Annotated in this window: 14 protein-coding genes and 16 tRNA genes; 1 reads left to right on the top strand and 29 read right to left on the bottom strand. The window is 39.2% G+C overall.

Annotation, left to right across the window (positions count from 1 at the left end):
- Window positions 1-2: 2 nt before the first annotated feature.
- Genes fmt through U5921_RS12145 form a run of 5 tightly spaced genes read right to left on the bottom strand, consistent with a single transcriptional unit; the run spans window position 3 to window position 5,102 of the window.
- Window positions 3-932 (bottom strand): methionyl-tRNA formyltransferase, encoded by a 930-nt coding sequence (gene fmt / locus U5921_RS12165; RefSeq protein ID WP_324823711.1) that lies wholly within the window; start codon window positions 930-932, stop codon window positions 3-5.
- A 1-nt stretch (window position 933) separates the two neighbouring features.
- Window positions 934-1,404 (bottom strand): peptide deformylase, encoded by a 471-nt coding sequence (def, locus tag U5921_RS12160; protein WP_324823709.1) that lies wholly within the window; start codon window positions 1,402-1,404, stop codon window positions 934-936.
- Between the two features lie 28 nt (window positions 1,405-1,432).
- Window positions 1,433-3,445, bottom strand: a complete 2,013-nt coding sequence (gene priA, locus U5921_RS12155; RefSeq protein ID WP_324823707.1) for a replication restart helicase PriA — start codon at window positions 3,443-3,445, stop codon at window positions 1,433-1,435.
- A 20-nt stretch (window positions 3,446-3,465) separates the two neighbouring features.
- A complete protein-coding gene (gene asnA, locus U5921_RS12150; protein WP_324823705.1) occupies window positions 3,466-4,479 on the bottom strand; it encodes an aspartate--ammonia ligase in 1,014 nt (337 codons plus the stop codon).
- Window positions 4,480-4,538: 59 nt separating this feature from the next.
- The gene (locus U5921_RS12145) at window positions 4,539-5,102 is read right to left on the bottom strand and encodes an epoxyqueuosine reductase QueH (protein ID WP_324823704.1); all 564 of its coding nucleotides are present in this window, start codon (window positions 5,100-5,102) and stop codon (window positions 4,539-4,541) included.
- Between the two features lie 160 nt (window positions 5,103-5,262).
- On the opposite strand from U5921_RS12145, the gene U5921_RS12140 reads away from it, so the two are divergent.
- Entirely contained in the window at window positions 5,263-6,165 is a 903-nt protein-coding gene (locus U5921_RS12140) for a TIGR01212 family radical SAM protein (protein WP_324823702.1), read from the top strand.
- 119 nt (window positions 6,166-6,284) lie between these two features.
- Here the strand turns inward: U5921_RS12140 and U5921_RS12135 are convergent, their stop codons facing one another.
- The 24 genes from U5921_RS12135 to topA all read right to left on the bottom strand — a co-directional run bounded on the left by U5921_RS12135 (window position 6,285) and on the right by topA (window position 16,425).
- Window positions 6,285-6,869, bottom strand: a complete 585-nt coding sequence (locus tag U5921_RS12135; RefSeq protein ID WP_324823699.1) for a thymidine kinase — start codon at window positions 6,867-6,869, stop codon at window positions 6,285-6,287.
- A gap of 76 nt (window positions 6,870-6,945) precedes the next feature.
- Window positions 6,946-7,021, bottom strand: a tRNA-Phe gene (locus U5921_RS12130).
- An 18-nt stretch (window positions 7,022-7,039) separates the two neighbouring features.
- A tRNA-Ile gene (locus U5921_RS12125) sits at window positions 7,040-7,116 on the bottom strand.
- Between the two features lie 12 nt (window positions 7,117-7,128).
- Window positions 7,129-7,205 (bottom strand) — tRNA-Pro (locus tag U5921_RS12120).
- A 20-nt stretch (window positions 7,206-7,225) separates the two neighbouring features.
- Window positions 7,226-7,301: transfer RNA gene (locus U5921_RS12115), tRNA-Trp, on the bottom strand.
- Window positions 7,302-7,325: 24 nt separating this feature from the next.
- Window positions 7,326-7,417: transfer RNA gene (locus tag U5921_RS12110), tRNA-Ser, on the bottom strand.
- A 26-nt stretch (window positions 7,418-7,443) separates the two neighbouring features.
- A tRNA-Ser gene (locus U5921_RS12105) sits at window positions 7,444-7,532 on the bottom strand.
- A 28-nt stretch (window positions 7,533-7,560) separates the two neighbouring features.
- A tRNA-Lys gene (locus U5921_RS12100) sits at window positions 7,561-7,636 on the bottom strand.
- 3 nt (window positions 7,637-7,639) lie between these two features.
- Window positions 7,640-7,715, bottom strand: a tRNA-Gln gene (locus tag U5921_RS12095).
- Window positions 7,716-7,730: 15 nt separating this feature from the next.
- Window positions 7,731-7,807: transfer RNA gene (locus U5921_RS12090), tRNA-Arg, on the bottom strand.
- 24 nt (window positions 7,808-7,831) lie between these two features.
- A tRNA-Gly gene (locus U5921_RS12085) sits at window positions 7,832-7,905 on the bottom strand.
- A gap of 5 nt (window positions 7,906-7,910) precedes the next feature.
- A tRNA-Gly gene (locus U5921_RS12080) sits at window positions 7,911-7,985 on the bottom strand.
- Window positions 7,986-7,990: 5 nt separating this feature from the next.
- Window positions 7,991-8,075, bottom strand: a tRNA-Tyr gene (locus U5921_RS12075).
- 20 nt (window positions 8,076-8,095) lie between these two features.
- A tRNA-Thr gene (locus tag U5921_RS12070) sits at window positions 8,096-8,170 on the bottom strand.
- 17 nt (window positions 8,171-8,187) lie between these two features.
- A tRNA-Asp gene (locus U5921_RS12065) sits at window positions 8,188-8,264 on the bottom strand.
- 4 nt (window positions 8,265-8,268) lie between these two features.
- Window positions 8,269-8,344, bottom strand: a tRNA-Val gene (locus U5921_RS12060).
- A gap of 126 nt (window positions 8,345-8,470) precedes the next feature.
- Window positions 8,471-8,545 (bottom strand) — tRNA-Asn (locus U5921_RS12055).
- A 139-nt stretch (window positions 8,546-8,684) separates the two neighbouring features.
- Complete coding sequence (locus U5921_RS12050) at window positions 8,685-9,314, bottom strand: YigZ family protein (RefSeq protein WP_324823697.1); 630 nt, start codon at window positions 9,312-9,314, stop codon at window positions 8,685-8,687.
- Between the two features lie 5 nt (window positions 9,315-9,319).
- Window positions 9,320-10,609 (bottom strand): GTPase HflX, encoded by a 1,290-nt coding sequence (hflX, locus tag U5921_RS12045; protein ID WP_324823695.1) that lies wholly within the window; start codon window positions 10,607-10,609, stop codon window positions 9,320-9,322.
- A gap of 57 nt (window positions 10,610-10,666) precedes the next feature.
- Window positions 10,667-11,338: a sporulation protein YunB gene (gene yunB / locus U5921_RS12040; RefSeq protein WP_324823693.1), complete on the bottom strand. Its 672-nt coding sequence runs from the start codon at window positions 11,336-11,338 to the stop codon at window positions 10,667-10,669.
- A gap of 65 nt (window positions 11,339-11,403) precedes the next feature.
- Entirely contained in the window at window positions 11,404-12,183 is a 780-nt protein-coding gene (gene codY / locus U5921_RS12035) for a GTP-sensing pleiotropic transcriptional regulator CodY (protein ID WP_324823691.1), read from the bottom strand.
- A 167-nt stretch (window positions 12,184-12,350) separates the two neighbouring features.
- Window positions 12,351-13,784: an ATP-dependent protease ATPase subunit HslU gene (gene hslU / locus U5921_RS12030; protein ID WP_324823689.1), complete on the bottom strand. Its 1,434-nt coding sequence runs from the start codon at window positions 13,782-13,784 to the stop codon at window positions 12,351-12,353.
- 19 nt (window positions 13,785-13,803) lie between these two features.
- Entirely contained in the window at window positions 13,804-14,343 is a 540-nt protein-coding gene (hslV, locus tag U5921_RS12025; protein ID WP_324823687.1) for an ATP-dependent protease subunit HslV, read from the bottom strand.
- Window positions 14,344-14,358: 15 nt separating this feature from the next.
- Window positions 14,359-16,425, bottom strand: coding sequence for a type I DNA topoisomerase (topA, locus tag U5921_RS12020; protein ID WP_324823685.1), 2,067 nt, complete (start codon window positions 16,423-16,425; stop codon window positions 14,359-14,361).
- Window positions 16,426-16,441: the final 16 nt, after the last annotated feature.

Genomic DNA, 16,441 nt, shown 5'->3' with positions numbered 1-16,441 from the left:
TTCTACCCTAATATCTGATGAACTTCAATTTTATTCCCCTTAATATAATCTTCAATTTTCATTGCCCGTTTCCCGGGAAATTGAAGCTTCGTAATACGAAGTGTTTTTCCGCCGGCAGCGACATCCATTCCATTTTTATCCACGTTTATAATTGTCCCGTGAGGAAGCACCGAAGACTGCTCAAGAGCCTCAGCTTCCCATATCTTTACTGAATTTCCTTTATAAATCGTATGTGCACCCGGCCATGAATTAAAGCCACGTATCAATCGTTCCAAAACAATGGGTTCCTTTTTAAAATCTAAAAAACCTTCTGACTTAAAGACCATCGGTGCATAGGTAGCTTGCTTTTCATCCTGTTTTATTCTTTGATTTTTCCCTTTAAAAATGGCAGGAAGTTCCTGAATTAAAAGATCTGCACCTAACTGTGCCAGCTCTTCATGCAGCTGTGCTACATTTTTCTTTAAAATATCAGTTTCCGTTTTTGCAATCATATCTCCGGTATCCATTCCTTCGGCCATATACATCAAAGTAACACCGGTTTTCTCTTCGCCATCTATAATCGCACGATGAATCGGAGCTGCTCCACGATATTTTGGAAGAAGAGAAGCATGAATGTTGATGCACCCGAATCTCGGAATTTCTAAAATCGCCTTTGGTAAGATTTTGCCATATGCTGCTACTACAATCAAGTCTGGATTCTCTTCTTTCATACGATTTAAAAAATCATCATTTTTCTTCACCTTATCCGGCTGTAGCACAGTGATTTCTCTTTTTTGTGCTTCTTCTTTTACTGGTGTTATGTGTATTTTTTTTCCTCGATCTTTTGCTTTATCTGGCTGTGTGACAACAAGTGGTACATGATATCCATGTTCACATAGTGCTTTTAACGCCGGCACTGCAAAATCTGGAGTTCCCATATATATGATCTTCATGTTACTCTTCCACATCCAATTCTATCTCTCGAACATCAAAAGCCTTATCTACAAATAAAATCCCCTGTAAATGATCGTATTCATGACAAAGTGCCCTTGCAACCAAATCGGTTTCATCATAAACCACGGTTTTTCCTTCACGGTTTAAACCGGTAATTTTTACGTGTTTCGGACGTTCGACCTTCCCGATTACGCCAGGCACACTCAAACAACCTTCCTCATCGATCTGTTTTCCATCCATCTCTAAAATCTGCGGATTAATCAATTCGATAAAAGTTCCGTCAACTTCTACAATAAACATCTGCTTTAAAATGCCTACCTGCGGTGCGGCAATGCCAATACCATTGCTTTCACGCATGGTTTCAAGCATATCATCCAGCGTCTCTAAAATACGCTCATTGATTTCTTTTACTTCTCTCGCCTTTTTCCCCAGAATTTCATCGCCTCGACAGACTACATTTCTTAAAGCCATTTTCTGATTCTCCTTTTTTCTTACTTGTCTATAAAAAACTATATGGATTAATGTCTACGGATAACAAACATTTTGTTTTTTTCTTTACAAAAAAAGTTTGCTTTAATTCTGCAATTTCTCTCGCATATTGTTTTCGGGTTCCTAATCCTGCTTTTATCAATATTTGATACCGATACCGATCACTCATTCGATGAATCGGTGCCGGTTGAGGTCCGAAAATAGAAATCGCTTCCATCCTATCTTTTTCTTTTAAATAAGTCCCAATCGATTCCGCCATTTTCTTCGCTTCTTGATCATTTTCAGAAGAGATCAGCAACTGAAAAAAATCACAAAAGGGAGGATATCCAATTTGCTTTCTCAAAATCAATTCTTGCTGATAGAATCCTTCATAATCATGATGTGAAGCGGCTTCAATCGCATAATGCTGCGGGGTATAAGATTGAATGATTACTTTTCCCGGGAAATCTCCTCTGCCTGTTCTTCCCGCTGCCTGCGTAATTAACTGAAAGGTTCGCTCCGAAGACCGATAATCCGGTATATTCAGTGACACGTCTGCGGAAATAATTCCTACAAGGCCGACATTTGCAAAATCCAAACCTTTTGCAACTAGCTGTGTTCCAATTAAAATATCAATTTTTCCTTTATGAAAGCTCTTTAATACACGCTCGATGCTGCCTTTTTTCTTGACTGTATCTAAATCCAAACGGGCAATATTAGCTCCTTCAAATATTTCCCCTGCCTTCTCTTCCACTTTTTCTGTACCCATGCCAAAATATTTAATATAGCTGCTCGAACAGCTCGGACAAATCGTTGGCACCGGACTTTTTGTACCGCAAAAATGACAACAGGCTTCATCACTTTCTTTATGGTAGGTCATAGAAATGCCACAGTCCGGACATTCCAATACAAAACCACAGTTGCGGCAGGAGATAAAGGTAGAATAGCCACGTCGATTTAAAAATAAAATAACCTGTTTTTTTTGTTCTAAGCATTTCCTGATTTCTTGATAAAGCGTGATGCTAAAGATACTCTTATTCCCATTTTTCAGTTCTTCTCTCATATCTACAATCTCAACATGGGGCAGTGGCATCTTATTATACCGCTCCGTCAAACGTATTAATTGTATCTTTTCTTCCTGTGCACGATAAAAAGACTGTATGGACGGTGTCGCACTCCCAAGTAAAACAACACTTTGGTTTAACATTGCCCGCTTTACTGCCACTTCAAAGGTATCATATTTGGGCGACATATCTGATTTATAAGTGCTCTCATGTTCTTCATCCAAAATGATGATTCCAATGTGATCTAGCGGAGCAAAAATACCGGATCTCGCACCAATCACAATCTTCACATCTCCGTTTTTCACACGCATCCATTCATCATAGCGTTCCCCTAAAGATAATTTGCTATGTAATACTGCTACCTGTTCATTTCCAAATCGATTTATAAACCGTTCAATGGTTTGTATCGTAAGCGATATTTCCGGTACTAACATAATAGCCGTTTTCCCACTTTTTAAACAAGCTTCGATGGCCTGCATGTAAAGCTCCGTCTTTCCGCTGCTGGTAACACCGTGTATCAAGAATACCTCATGCTGATCCTGATTCATTGACACCTGTATTCTGTCCATCGCTTTCTTTTGCTCAAAAGTCAGCTGTTTTGCTTCATTTGGTTCTCTTTTATAATCCGAAAAAGGATTTCTCTTTTTCCCTCTTTTGGAAGAACTTCCTGCTGGAGTAAAGCATTTAACCGCATCAATATAACGGCATAAGTACCGCTTCCTCATCCAAATGCAGGTACTGATCGCTTCCTTACTTAGAGAAATTTCTTCATCTCTTGAAACCACCATTTTTAATCCCTTTATTTTTTCGGATAGGTCATCCATTATTTCAAATACATAGCCATCTTTCACACGGTTTCCTCTTGCAAAAGGGACCTTTACCTTATCACCTATTTGAATCTCTTCTAATTCGGTTCCATACGTATATAAGACATCCGTGTGATCTGTATTATTGTCTATGGCTACATTTACATATTTCATGAAAATTCTTTCTTCCTCTCCTACAGCAAGAAAATGTGATTGTTTTTACATGCCTCAATCATTTCCTCAGGCCATACGGATACTTGCACCTCTCCAATGTGCGCTCTTCTTAGAAAATACATGCACAGACGTGACTGTCCGATTCCTCCGCCAATAGTATACGGTAATTCTTTATTTAGAATTGCTTTATGGAATTCTAATGTTTTTCTGTCTGTAGCATTTGCTAATTCCAGCTGCTTCTCCATTGCCATTTCATCAACACGTATACCCATAGAAGAAATTTCAAATGCAACACCTAAAATATCGTTCCAAAGGATAATATCTCCGTTCAACTCCCAGTCATCATAATCCGGTGCCCTTCCGTCATGTCTCTGCCCTGATCTTAAGGCCCCGCCGATTTTCATAATAAAAACTGCACGCTTTTCCTCGGCAATTGCATTTTCTCTCTCTTTCGGTGTCTTATCTGGATAACGATCTTCCAATTCCTGCGTTGTAATAAAGAAAATCTCATTTGGAAGCTGTGTGCGAATCATAGGATACTCGCGATTTACATAATCACCGAGATTTTTTATTGCATTGTAAAGCGTCGTCACTGTCTTTTTTAGGTACTCTTCGGTACGGTCTTCCTTTCGGATTACTTTTTCCCAGTCCCATTGATCTACATAGACGGAATGTAGGTTATCAAATTCCTCATCTCGACGAATAGCATTCATATCGGTATATAGACCTTTTCCTGGTTCGACACCATATTTTCCTAATGCCATGCGCTTCCATTTCGCCAAAGATTGTACAATCTCAACATTTTTTTCGTCCATATCCTTTAAAGTGAAGGATACGGTACGTTCAACTCCATTTAAATTATCGTTTAAACCACTCTCCGGAGCAACAAAAAGCGGTGCGGTTACACGCTGCAGATTCAAGCCGCAGGCTAATTCCTGCTGAAAAAAATCTTTGATTTTCTTTATTGCAATCTGACTCTCCATCAATCCAATGATTGGTTTGTACTGCTTTGGTATGATCAATTCTCCACTCATCTTTATACTCCTTCTCTTAGTTCTTATTCATTTTTATAGCTTCTCCTGATTAAACAGCGCTATTCCCATTTAGAAAATTCACAGCCGCAGTAATTCTGCCGGTACAATCCATATTCCTTTGAAAGTTTAACCGACTTCTGAAATCCTGCTTTTTTCTTAAAATCCCTTGCCAAAAATCTGCACCCGCACTTCTCCTCCAGCTCTTCTGCGAGACTACAAATTAATGCATAATTTTTATGCGGGCTTACAGAGAGTGTTGTTGTAAATTGGTTTATCCCCAATATTTTTGCCATATTCGCACTCTTTTCCAATCTGAGGCGAAAACACTGCGTACAGCGTTCTCCTCCCTCCGGCTCTCTCTCAAATCCTTTTACCATCTGATAAAAAACATCTGGTTCATAAGAGCCTTCCAAAAAGTGCACCTGCCCTTCTTTGTCTTGCTGTTCATTATACTGATGCAAAAAATGCAATTGTGCTTCTTTTCGTTTTTCATATTCCTCAGCATCCGTTATATTGGGGTTATAAAAGAATAACGTAACGTCATATTCTTCCATTAATTGTTCTATCACAGCAGTACTGCAAGGACCACAGCAGCTGTGTAGCAATAATTTTTCTTTTTTCATGTGAATTCTCTCTTTTTTTCCTCTCACTCTTTCAAATTAAAGAGAATTGGGATACACTAATAAATAGCACTATTGTAACAAGTTATTATATCATGAAGTCATACTAGGCGCAAATTTTGTAGTAAAAATCTGCACAGTCCTTTGAACTGAGGTGTTTTATTTGAAAAATATTTTTGGGAGTAATCATTTTAATACAATAGCAACCCATTTAAAAAAAGAATTTGGCTGCCGAATTATGAAATTAAGCTTAGATGCCGGTTTTACCTGCCCGAACAGAGACGGATCAAAAAGCGTTGGAGGCTGTATTTTTTGCTCGGACGACGGTTCCGGCCACTATGCAAGTACAATTCCCGATCAAATTCAGCTATTGTCTTCAAAATGGCCGACAGGAAAGTATATTGCTTATTTTCAAAGTCATACCAATACTTATGCTCCTGTAGAACAGCTCCGAACCTTCTATGAAGAAGCACTTTCTTATCCCAATGTAATCGGGCTCTCAATTGCAACAAGACCCGACTGTCTATCTGAAGAAGTTTTGGACCTATTAGAAGAATTTAATCGAAAAACTTATCTTTGGATTGAACTAGGTTTGCAGACAATTCACGATGCCACAAGGGAACGCCTGAATTGTGCATACTCGCTTTCTGATTTTAATGAGGCAATGAATCAGTTAAAAAAGAGACAGATCAAAGCAATTGTACATTTGATCTTCGGATTGCCTTGGGAAACAAAAAAAGACATGCTTGCATCCGTAGACTATATCGCCAAGCTGCACCCATTTGGGGTAAAACTTCATCTTCTACATGTTATAAAAAATACAGAACTTGCAACACTATATCCAAACGAATTTAAAACCTTTGAAAAAGAGGAATATATCCATTTCGTTGTAGATGCTTTAGAGAAGCTCCCTCAGGATATTACCGTCCATCGTATCACAGGAGACGCTCCCCAAAACGAGTTGCTCGCACCTCTTTGGAGTATAGATAAACGTTCTATTTTAAACGGTGTTCAAAAAGAATTCAAACGAAGAAATTCCTTTCAAGGAAAATATTACACAAAATAGACCTTCCTTTTATTTTATTCAAAATCTGCTTAAAATATATCATCCAAACACTTAGAAAAAAAATACTGAGACTTCAAACATAAAAAAATGCTTTTTTGATATAAAAAGCATTTTTTTATCTATTTATCTTCATTTAAACGACCGTCATTATAATGCTTCCTGCATAGAGAGACGTACATGTCATTGCCTCCTATTACAATTTGGTCCCCTGTCTTTACAAATTTCCCATCGACAATTCGTGCCACCATCGTTGCTTTTCTGCCGCACCAGCAAATGGTCTTGATCTCTTCAATTTTATCGGCATAAACAAGCATATAATAGGAACCTTCAAAAAGTTCATTCTTAAAGTCATTTTTCAAACCATATGCCAGTACCGGTGTATCAAAGCTATCTACAATTTCAACCAGCTCCTGCACATGATGCTTTTTTAAAAACTGACATTCATCAATTAAAACACAGTCAATTTTGTTCTGTCCGTCGGCTTCCATAAATAATTTTAAAATATTAGTGTCATCATTCACGATAACAGCATCCCGTGTAATCCCAATACGAGAAGCTACTGTTCCAACCTCGTAGCGATCATCTACACCGGAAGTCAAAACAAGAACACGTTTGCCTCGTTCTTCGTAATTGTACGCAACCTTAATCAACTCGATAGATTTTCCTGCATTCATCGTACTATAGCGATAATAAAGCTGTGCCATCTGTATTCCTCTTTTCTAAGAAAAAAAATAGCCCCTCGGACGCAATGTCGGCAAGTGACTACTTTTAAAAGATTAATGGTGCCCAGACTCGGAATCGAACCAAGGACACGGGGATTTTCAGTCCCCTGCTCTACCTACTGAGCTATCTGGGCATATGCTGCAAAACTAAATGGTGGGCCATCAGGGACTTGAACCCCGGACCTGCCGGTTATGAGCCGGATGCTCTGACCAACTGAGCTAATGGCCCTTACATTTTTGATGGTCGGGGTGGCAGGATTTGAACCCGCGGCCCACTGGTCCCAAACCAGTTGCGCTACCAAGCTGCGCTACACCCCGATATGTAATATCAAATTATTTGGCAGGGGCAGTAGGACTTGAACCCACGGCACGTGGTTTTGGAGACCACTGCTCTACCAACTGAGCTATGCCCCTATAATCCTACACACACATAAAATGTGGCGGAGAAGATGGGATTCGAACCCATGCACCAGTTGCCCGGTCTAACGGTTTAGCAAACCGTCCTCTTCAGCCTACTTGAGTACTTCTCCATCATTCATTAGAAATCAGAGTTATCTGGCGGAGAGGGTGGGATTCGAACCCACGGCCCCTTTCGGAGTCACTGGTTTTCAAGACCAGCTCCTTAAACCGCTCGGACACCTCTCCATTTGAGTTCTGCGTCCTTTTTTTAAATTGGTGACCCATCCGCGATTCGAACGCGGGACACCTTGATTAAAAGTCAAGTGCTCTGCCAACTGAGCTAATGGGTCATATGGCTGGGGTAGCAGGACTCGAACCTACGAATGACGGAGTCAAAGTCCGTTGCCTTACCGGCTTGGCTATACCCCATTCTCTAGAAAAAATTGGTGAGCCCATAGGGATTCGAACCCCAGACACACGGCTTAGAAGGCCGTTGCTCTATCCAACTGAGCTATGAGCCCACGTAAGAATTTCTTACGCGAATTTGGAGCGGATGATGAGAATCGAACTCACACTATCAGCTTGGAAGGCTGAAGTTCTACCATTGAACTACATCCGCATACTTGGAGCGGAAGACGAGATTCGAACTCGCGACCCTCGCCTTGGCAAGGCGATGCTCTACCCCTGAGCCACTTCCGCATACTTGGTGGAGGGAGATGGATTCGAACCATCGAAAGCTCAGCTAACGGATTTACAGTCCGCCCCCTTTGGCCTCTCGGGAATCCCTCCAAAATATATTATGTTTTTAATGGAGCTGGCGAAGAGAATCGAACTCCCAACCTGCTGATTACAAATCAGCTGCTCTACCGTTGAGCCACGCCAGCATATGTAGAGTTAAAAATGGCGACCTGGATCGGGCTCGAACCGACGACCTCCAGCGTGACAGGCTGGCATTCTAACCAACTGAACTACCAGGCCAATGTGGTGGGCGCTATAGGGCTCGAACCTATGACCCTCTGCTTGTAAGGCAGATGCTCTCCCAGCTGAGCTAAGCGCCCCCGGCAATTCTCATTTTTAACTATCTGACACATTTACTTATTATACACAGCTTGTTCATCGAAGTCAAGTACTTTTTTTCTTTTTTTTAAAAGTCATTTTTCAGTGAAAATCGTTTCTTTTAAAACTGGCTCCAAGGGTGGGGCTCGAACCCACAGCCTATCGGTTAACAGCCGAGTGCTCCACCATTGAGCTACCTTGGAAAATTTACTGCTTCTTTGTGAGCCGATATTTATCTTAGCATAAGCTCACATCCTTGTCAACGTATAATTTCTATTTTTTAGTATTTTTTACGCACATTTAGTCCTTTTACCTGTTTTCAACACTATAGCTGGTGTTTTTTCACGAATGAACTTTGACTAATTGCAACGCTTCTTCCAATATTTCAGCGGTTCCTCCTGTTAAATTCGACAATTGTTTTTTTATTTCCTCTGCATGCAAAGGATCCGTTGTCAAACTGACCGTAACCGCATCTGTATAATCCGCATCTTTTAAAAAGAAACCTTCTGCGACTGATAAATTTTGCAATCTGTCATAATGCGTATAAGCAATTTTGACACGTAGAAGCATCTGCTCCTTTACGTCACATAAAATCGCTGCTTCTAAGCCAAGTTTTGCACTGCTTGTATAGGCACGTACCAACCCTCCAGTCCCAAGCTTTACTCCTCCAAAATATCGGGTTACAATGACAGCTACATTGCTTATACCTTCTTTTACAAGCATCTGTACCATAGGCGCTCCCGATGTACCCTGCGGCTCTCCATCATCGCTGGCCCATTGCAACTCTAATTTTTCACCGATGACAAAAGCCGGCACGTTGTGGGTTGCATTTCGATGTTTTGCTCGAACCTGCGAAAAATAATCCTCTGCTTCTGCTTTTGATTCTACTGGTTTAACGTGTGCTATGAATCTTGATTTTTCAATTACTTGCTCTATAATTGCTTCTTTCATTACTGTTTTATACCGAATCATCTCACTTACTCCGCCTCTATCTGATAATCACGAAAACGGTTCTGATCTTCTAAAGATAATTCTGCTTCAAAGTAAGTTCCATCTTCCTTATATTCCATTTTTTGCGGCTTAACCTTTTCACATAAATAAGAGGAAAGATCCCCTCTGTCATATGGAATTTGAAGTTTGACAAGACGTCGATCCGAAAAGATACGGCCTTTAATCTGTTGAATCAGCTCGTCCATTCCCTCTCCGGTCTTTGCAGAAATATAAACTGCTTGTTCACCGACGAGAGGCAGCTGCAAACGATTTTCAACCAAATCAATCTTATTATAAACAAGAAGTTTTTCTTTATTCCCCGCTCCAATTTCTTTTAAAACGTGGTTGGTAACATCTACATGAAAATCATTGTCTTCATAACTGCTATCTACTATATGCAGCAATAAGTCCGCATAATTTACTTCCTCCAATGTAGCTTTAAATGCATTTACCAATGTATGAGGAAGTTTGCTTACAAATCCTACTGTATCAACCAAAATAAATTGTTGATTGGATTCCAGCTGTATACTGCGTTGTGAAGTATCCAAAGTTGCAAAGAGCATATTTTTTTCAAAAACAGTCTTGTCCTCTTTTTTACTCTGTGAAAGCAAACGATTCATCAATGCAGATTTTCCGGAATTGGTATAGCCTACTAAGGCAACAACTGGTATTTCCGTCCGTTCCCGTTTCGCACGCTGCGTATTTCTCGTATTCTTTACTTCTTGAATTTCACGTTTAATATCATCCATACGTTTGTTGATATGTCGTCGGTCTGTCTCCAGCTTTTTTTCACCGGGCCCTCTCGTTCCAATTCCGCCTCCCAACCTTGATAAGGATTTACCAAACCCGGTTAAACGGGGAAGCCGATATTGAAGTTGTGCAAGTTCCACTTGCAGCTTTCCTTCTCTGGAAGTTGCTCTGGACGCAAAGATATCCAAAATTAAAACCGTACGGTCAATTACACGTACCCCTAACTGCTCTTCTAAATTTCGAAATTGAATTCCTGAAAGTTCATCATTAAAGACAACAACGTCTGCCTGCATATTCTCACACATTTCAAGCAGCTCATCTACTTTCCCTTTTCCAATATAGCTTACCGTATTTGGTTTTTCTAAATTCTGAACCATCTCTCCAATCACTTCAATGCCAGCAGCCTCAGAAAGACCCCAAAGTTCTTTCATATAGTAAGAAATATCTTTGTTTAATTGAACACCCACAAGGATGCCCCGATATGCTTCTTCCTGAATAATTTCATTTTTATCATTAAATCGAATCATATACCCTCCCAAATTACAAATGTAGTATACCATAGAAGGCTTGAAATGAAAATAAAACTATTTCACGACATCTAATATTCCCTTTTCCGGCACAAATATGTAACTTTGCGGTACATCTCCTACGATGATGGTTTCTGCAACTAAAACCGTATTTTTCAATTGCATTTTATTACTGGAAAACGGAACCAGAACTTTTGCACTGCTATTTACTTCTAAATACACTCGATGACGCGTTTGATTAATTCCTGTGCTCTCAAATTCCGTTTTAAAGCTTACTTCAGTCGTAGCCATAGGGAGAATTCTTAAATTCAATTTTGGCCCCACCTGTGAAAGAATTTGGCTTCCCATTAAACTTCCAAGCGGCAGTTTTACTTTTGTATCTTTTAAATCCATTAGTTTTTCCTGAATACGGACAGTCATATCTGCAGCTAATCGGTTCATAGCTACTGTATCTGCTTGCACCAATGCGATCTTACCTTCTTTATCAAGTTCTGTCTCAATTAAATTTCCTGCATTAATATCTTCAATAAATTTTTCACGAATCGCTTCATTGATTGTCTGGGTTACGATTGCTTTTACTCTCATTTCAGATACAGATGTAATCGAAGGTTTTACTACTTTGATTAAGAAAAAAAGGCTGTAGATTAGAAAAAGGAAGCATAAAATCAAACATAGAAACCCTTTTGTATTTCCACGCCCATTTTGTTTTTTCCTTTTATGACTGCTCATAAAAAAACCCCCAATCACATATCAGAATATGCAGATTGAGGGTTTTCTGTCACTCATTTTCTATTTTAATTGTCCAAAACAGCGAGCTCTTCTTTAAATTTACTATTGATAATCTTAATATGTGTTCCCTTCATTCCCAATGATCTGGATTCTATCACACCAGCACTCTCTAATTTGCGCAAAGCATTCACGATAACAGAACGTGTAATGCCAGAGCGATCCGCAATTTTACTTGCCACCAGTAATCCTTCATTGCCTTGCAATTCTTTAAAAATCTGGCGAACTGCTTCTGCTTCGGAATAAGATAAAGTTCCTATCGCCATGCGAACCACACTTCTCTTTCGCTCTTCTTCCTCTGCTTCAATTGCTTTTCTTCTTTGGATTTCCAAGCCAACAACTGTTGCTCCATACTCACCCAGAATAATATCTTCATCGGTAAATTCCGGTTCATATCTTGCTACAATGAGAGTACCCTGTCTTTTCTTTCCTCCAAAGATAGGAATGATTGTGTGCAGCTTTTCTGCTGTATCATAATCATACTTAAAAATTTCCAAAACCTTTTCATCTTTTAAATTACATCGTGTCTCATTGATGGAAAGCAGTGCATCATTATATTCGTTTGGAAATGTTTCACTCCCTGTAGCAGCGTCCATAATCATAGCACTGTCAACATGATCTTTATAATGTACACCAATCACCTTTCCTTTTCGGCTGGCTACATATACATTTCCATCCAAAAGGTCGCTTAGTATTTCACACAGCTCATTAAATGAAAAGGCACCTTCTACACTTTCTTGCAGCATCCAATTCAATTTTCTTATTTTTTCCAATAAAGTTCTTCCCATATTCATCCTCCATTCTAGTTCATTTTTTCTTGGGTCTTATCCTTATCTTTATCCTTATTAAAATTATAGGATTGAAAACATTATAACGGGAAATTTTTATAAAGTAAAATGTTATTTTATATTATTCGAAAAATTCTATCTTTATATCCATGAAATTTAACTATATTTTATAAAATATAGCGATCAATATCATCTTCATGAATTTTATCGGCAAATTTCTCCTTTACATATGCGGCATCAATAATCACTTCTTCCTCTTCCATATCTGGAATATTAAAGGATATATCTTCCAACAATTTTTCCATTATTGTGTGAAGTCTTCTTGCACCGATATTTTCCGTCTGCTCATTTGTTAAGTATGCGATGGTTGCAATTTCCTCTACCGCATCCTCCTTAAAGCTTACTTTTATACCTTCTGTCTCCAAAAGCATTTTATGCTGTTTTAAGAGTGCATTCTCCGGCACTGTCAATATTTGCACGAAGGCTTCTTTGGTCAAGTTTTCCAATTCTACACGAATTGGGAACCTCCCTTGCAGTTCCGGAATTAAATCGGTCGGTTTTGCAATGTGAAATGCACCTGCACCGATAAACAAGATATGATCTGTTTTCAATGGACCGTACTTTGTATTAACGACACTGCCTTCAACAATTGGAAGGATATCTCTCTGGACTCCTTCTCTTGAAACGTCTGCTCCTGACTTATATCCGGAACTAGAGGCAATCTTATCAATTTCATCAATAAAAATAATCCCGTTTTGCTCCGCATTTTCTAAAGCTTCTGACGTTACTTGATCCATGTCAATTAAATTTTGTGCTTCTTGTTCTCTCAAAATTTTTCTCGCATCTTTCACGCGAACATTTTTCTTTTTCTTCTTTTTAGGCATCATATCTCCAAAGATATTCCCTATAGTAATACTAGCACCTTCATTACCCAAATCCAGCTGATTCATACCTTTTTGAGATTCTGCAACTTCGATTTCAATGAATTGTTCTTCCAAAAGTCCCTGCTTGAGCTGCTGACGCACTTGTTCTCTTGCAAGTTCTACATCGCTCACTTCTTGTTCTTTACTGTCTTGAAGCGGAAGAGTGTTTTGGCTGCTCTGGGGCTGCTGAAATCCTCCCATAATAAAATCAAACGGGCCACGAACCCCTCCAGATGCAGAAGGGGATTTTTTCTTGCCTGGTATAATGGCTTCAATGATTTTTTCCTCTGCCATTTCATCTGCAATCGAATATTTTTCTTGAAGACGCTTCTGCTTCGTGATTCGAATGGATGCTTCCATTAAGTCTCTCACCATAGAATCGACATCACGCCCAACATATCCTACTTCTGTGAACTTTGTTGCTTCTACCTTTACAAAAGGAGCATCCATCAGTTTAGATAGTCTCCTCGCGATTTCCGTCTTACCTACACCTGTAGGACCCATCATCAAAATATTTTTCGGCGTAATCTCCTCACGCATTTCATCAGGAAGCAAGCTTCTGCGATAACGGTTACGCAAAGCTAAGGCAACTGATTTCTTTGCCTCATCCTGACCAATAATATATTTATCCAATTCTTGTACAATCTGTTTTGGGGTCATGCTGTATAATTGACTCATATTCACTCTCTCCTTTACCTTATAACTTTTCTATGGAAATGTGATCATTTGTATAAACACAAATAGAAGAAGCAATGCGTAAGGATTCCCTCACAACTTCTTCTGCTGTCATGTCAGTATGATTATATAAAGCATTCGCCGCAGCGTATGCAAAATTTCCGCCTGAACCAATTGCCACAAAGTTTTCATCTGGTTCAATTACTTCTCCGTTTCCAGAAATCAAAAGCAAACTCTCTTCATCTGCAGCAAGCATGAGTGCCTCTAAATTTCTCATTGCACGATCGGATCTCCACATCTGTGCAAGAGCAACAGCAGCTCTTTTTAAGTTTCCGGAATGTTCCTCTAATTTTTTTTCAAATTTTTCTGTCAAGGTAAACGCATCTGATACCGAACCGGCAAATCCGGTTACTACTGTATTTTTATAAATCTTACGTACTTTTTTAGCATTATTCTTCATAATCGCAGTTTGGCCCATAGTGACCTGACCATCGCCACCAATACAAATATCTTTCCCGTTTCTTCGTACGGCTACAATGGTTGTTGCATGAAATTCTCCCATAATTGACCTCCTCTTTTATTCTTTATACCCGCATTCTGGATTCGAACACATAAGTTTCGTTGTTTTTGTTTTCTTCTCTGTCATAAGAGCACCACATTTTGGACATTTTTGGTTAATCGGCTTGTTCCAAAATAATTGATTACATTCTGGATAACCACTGCACCCATAAAACAGTTTTCCATTCTTACTTTTTCTTGCTACGATGTCCTTGCCACACTTTGGACAAGCAACATCAATTTTTTTCACACGCGGCTTCGTGTTTTTACACTCCGGATACCCGCTGCAAGCTAAAAATTCTCCAAAGCGTCCATGTTTAATCGCCATTGGCTTTCCACAAAGTTCACAAACTTCATCCGTTAGCTCATCTTCCATCTGAACTTTTTCAATCGCAGCATCTGCAACTTCAAGTTCCTCTGCCAAAGTTGTATAAAAGCCTTCAACAACGGATTTCCAATGTATATCTTTCACTTCAATGTCATCCAGCTGATCCTCCATGCCTGCTGTAAAACCAGCATCTACAATTTCTTTAAAATATGTTTTCATCAAATCAGTAACTACAAACCCCAATTCTGTTGGCTTGAGTACCTTCTTTTCACGATTGACATACTTTCTTTCTATCAATGTCGCAATAATCGGAGCATACGTACTTGGACGCCCTATGTCTTTTTCTTCTAAATCTTTTACCAGTCCGGCTTCTGTAAAACGAGAAGGAGGCTGTGTGAAGTTCTGGTCACTCAACAAATCAACAAGGTTTAAAACCTCTCCTTCCTGCATATCCGGCAGCATCTTATCTTCATCTTCCTCATTTCTATTGTTATAAATCTTTAAATACCCATCAAATTTTAACTTTGATCCATTTGCTTTAAAGGTATAAGAATGATTCTTTATCTCTACAGCGATTCCATCATATACAGATGCCTTCATACGGCTGGCTACAAAGCGAGACCAAATTAATTTATAAAGGTTATATTGATCCTTTGATAAAGAATCTTTAATACTGTCCGGTGTTAACTCTACATTGCTTGGACGAATGGCTTCGTGCGCATCTTGAACATCTTTCTTTTTATTTGAATAAACATGATTGCCCAAGTATTCCTTAGAATACGTTTCAGTAATAAATGCAGTGACTGCCTCTTGTGCTTCATTTGAAATACGCACAGAATCAGTTCTGATGTAAGTAACCAGACCAACCGTTCCCTGCCCCTTTAATTCCACACCTTCATAGAGCTGTTGCGCTATCAGCATTGTTTTTTTTGTGTAAAACCCTAATTTCGTAGATGCTTCCTGCTGCAAGCTACTTGTTGTAAAAGGAGGCATAGGACGTTTCATACGTTCTTTACGCTCTATTTTATCTACTATAAACTGACTCTTATCAATTTCTGATAGAATCTGCTTTGCTTGCTGCTCATTTTCTACTGTAATCTTTTTTCCATCTTGTTCAATTAATTTTGCAACAAATTGTTTTTTACTCGTGCTTTTTTTTGATTTTCCCAGCAATGCACTGATAATCCAATATTCTTTCGGGATAAAATCTAATATTGATTTTTCCCGATCGCAAATTATCTTCAATGCTGCCGATTGAACACGACCTGCACTTAATCCTCTACGCACCTTACGCCACAATAGAGGGCTGATCTTGTAACCAACCAGGCGATCAAGTACACGTCTGGCCTGTTGTGCATCTACAAGTCTCTTATCTATCGGCCTTGGATTTTTTACTGCGTTCCGTATTGCACCTTTTGTAATTTCATTAAATACAATTCGGCATGGTTTCTCAATATCAATACCCAGTAAATATGCAATATGCCAGGAAATTGCTTCACCTTCGCGGTCAGGGTCAGTTGCTAAATATACTTTATCAACTCCTTTAGCTTCCTTTTTTAATGCCTTAATGACATCACCTTTTCCCCGAATCGAAATATATTCCGGCTCAAACCCATTTTCTATATTTATTCCCAATTTACTTTTTGGTAAATCTCGAACATGCCCTACAGATGCGATAACCTTATATTTGCTTCCTAGAAATTTACCGATCGTCTTCGCCTTTGACGGTGACTCTACAATGACTAAGGATTTGCTCATTCGTTTCCTCCCAATC

The sequence above is a fragment of the Sinanaerobacter sp. ZZT-01 genome, assembly GCF_035621135.1.
In the GTDB taxonomy this organism is placed as follows: domain Bacteria; phylum Bacillota; class Clostridia; order Peptostreptococcales; family Anaerovoracaceae; genus IOR16.
Note: the sequence above shows the minus strand (reverse complement) of the source record. Positions and strands in the feature narration are given on the sequence as shown.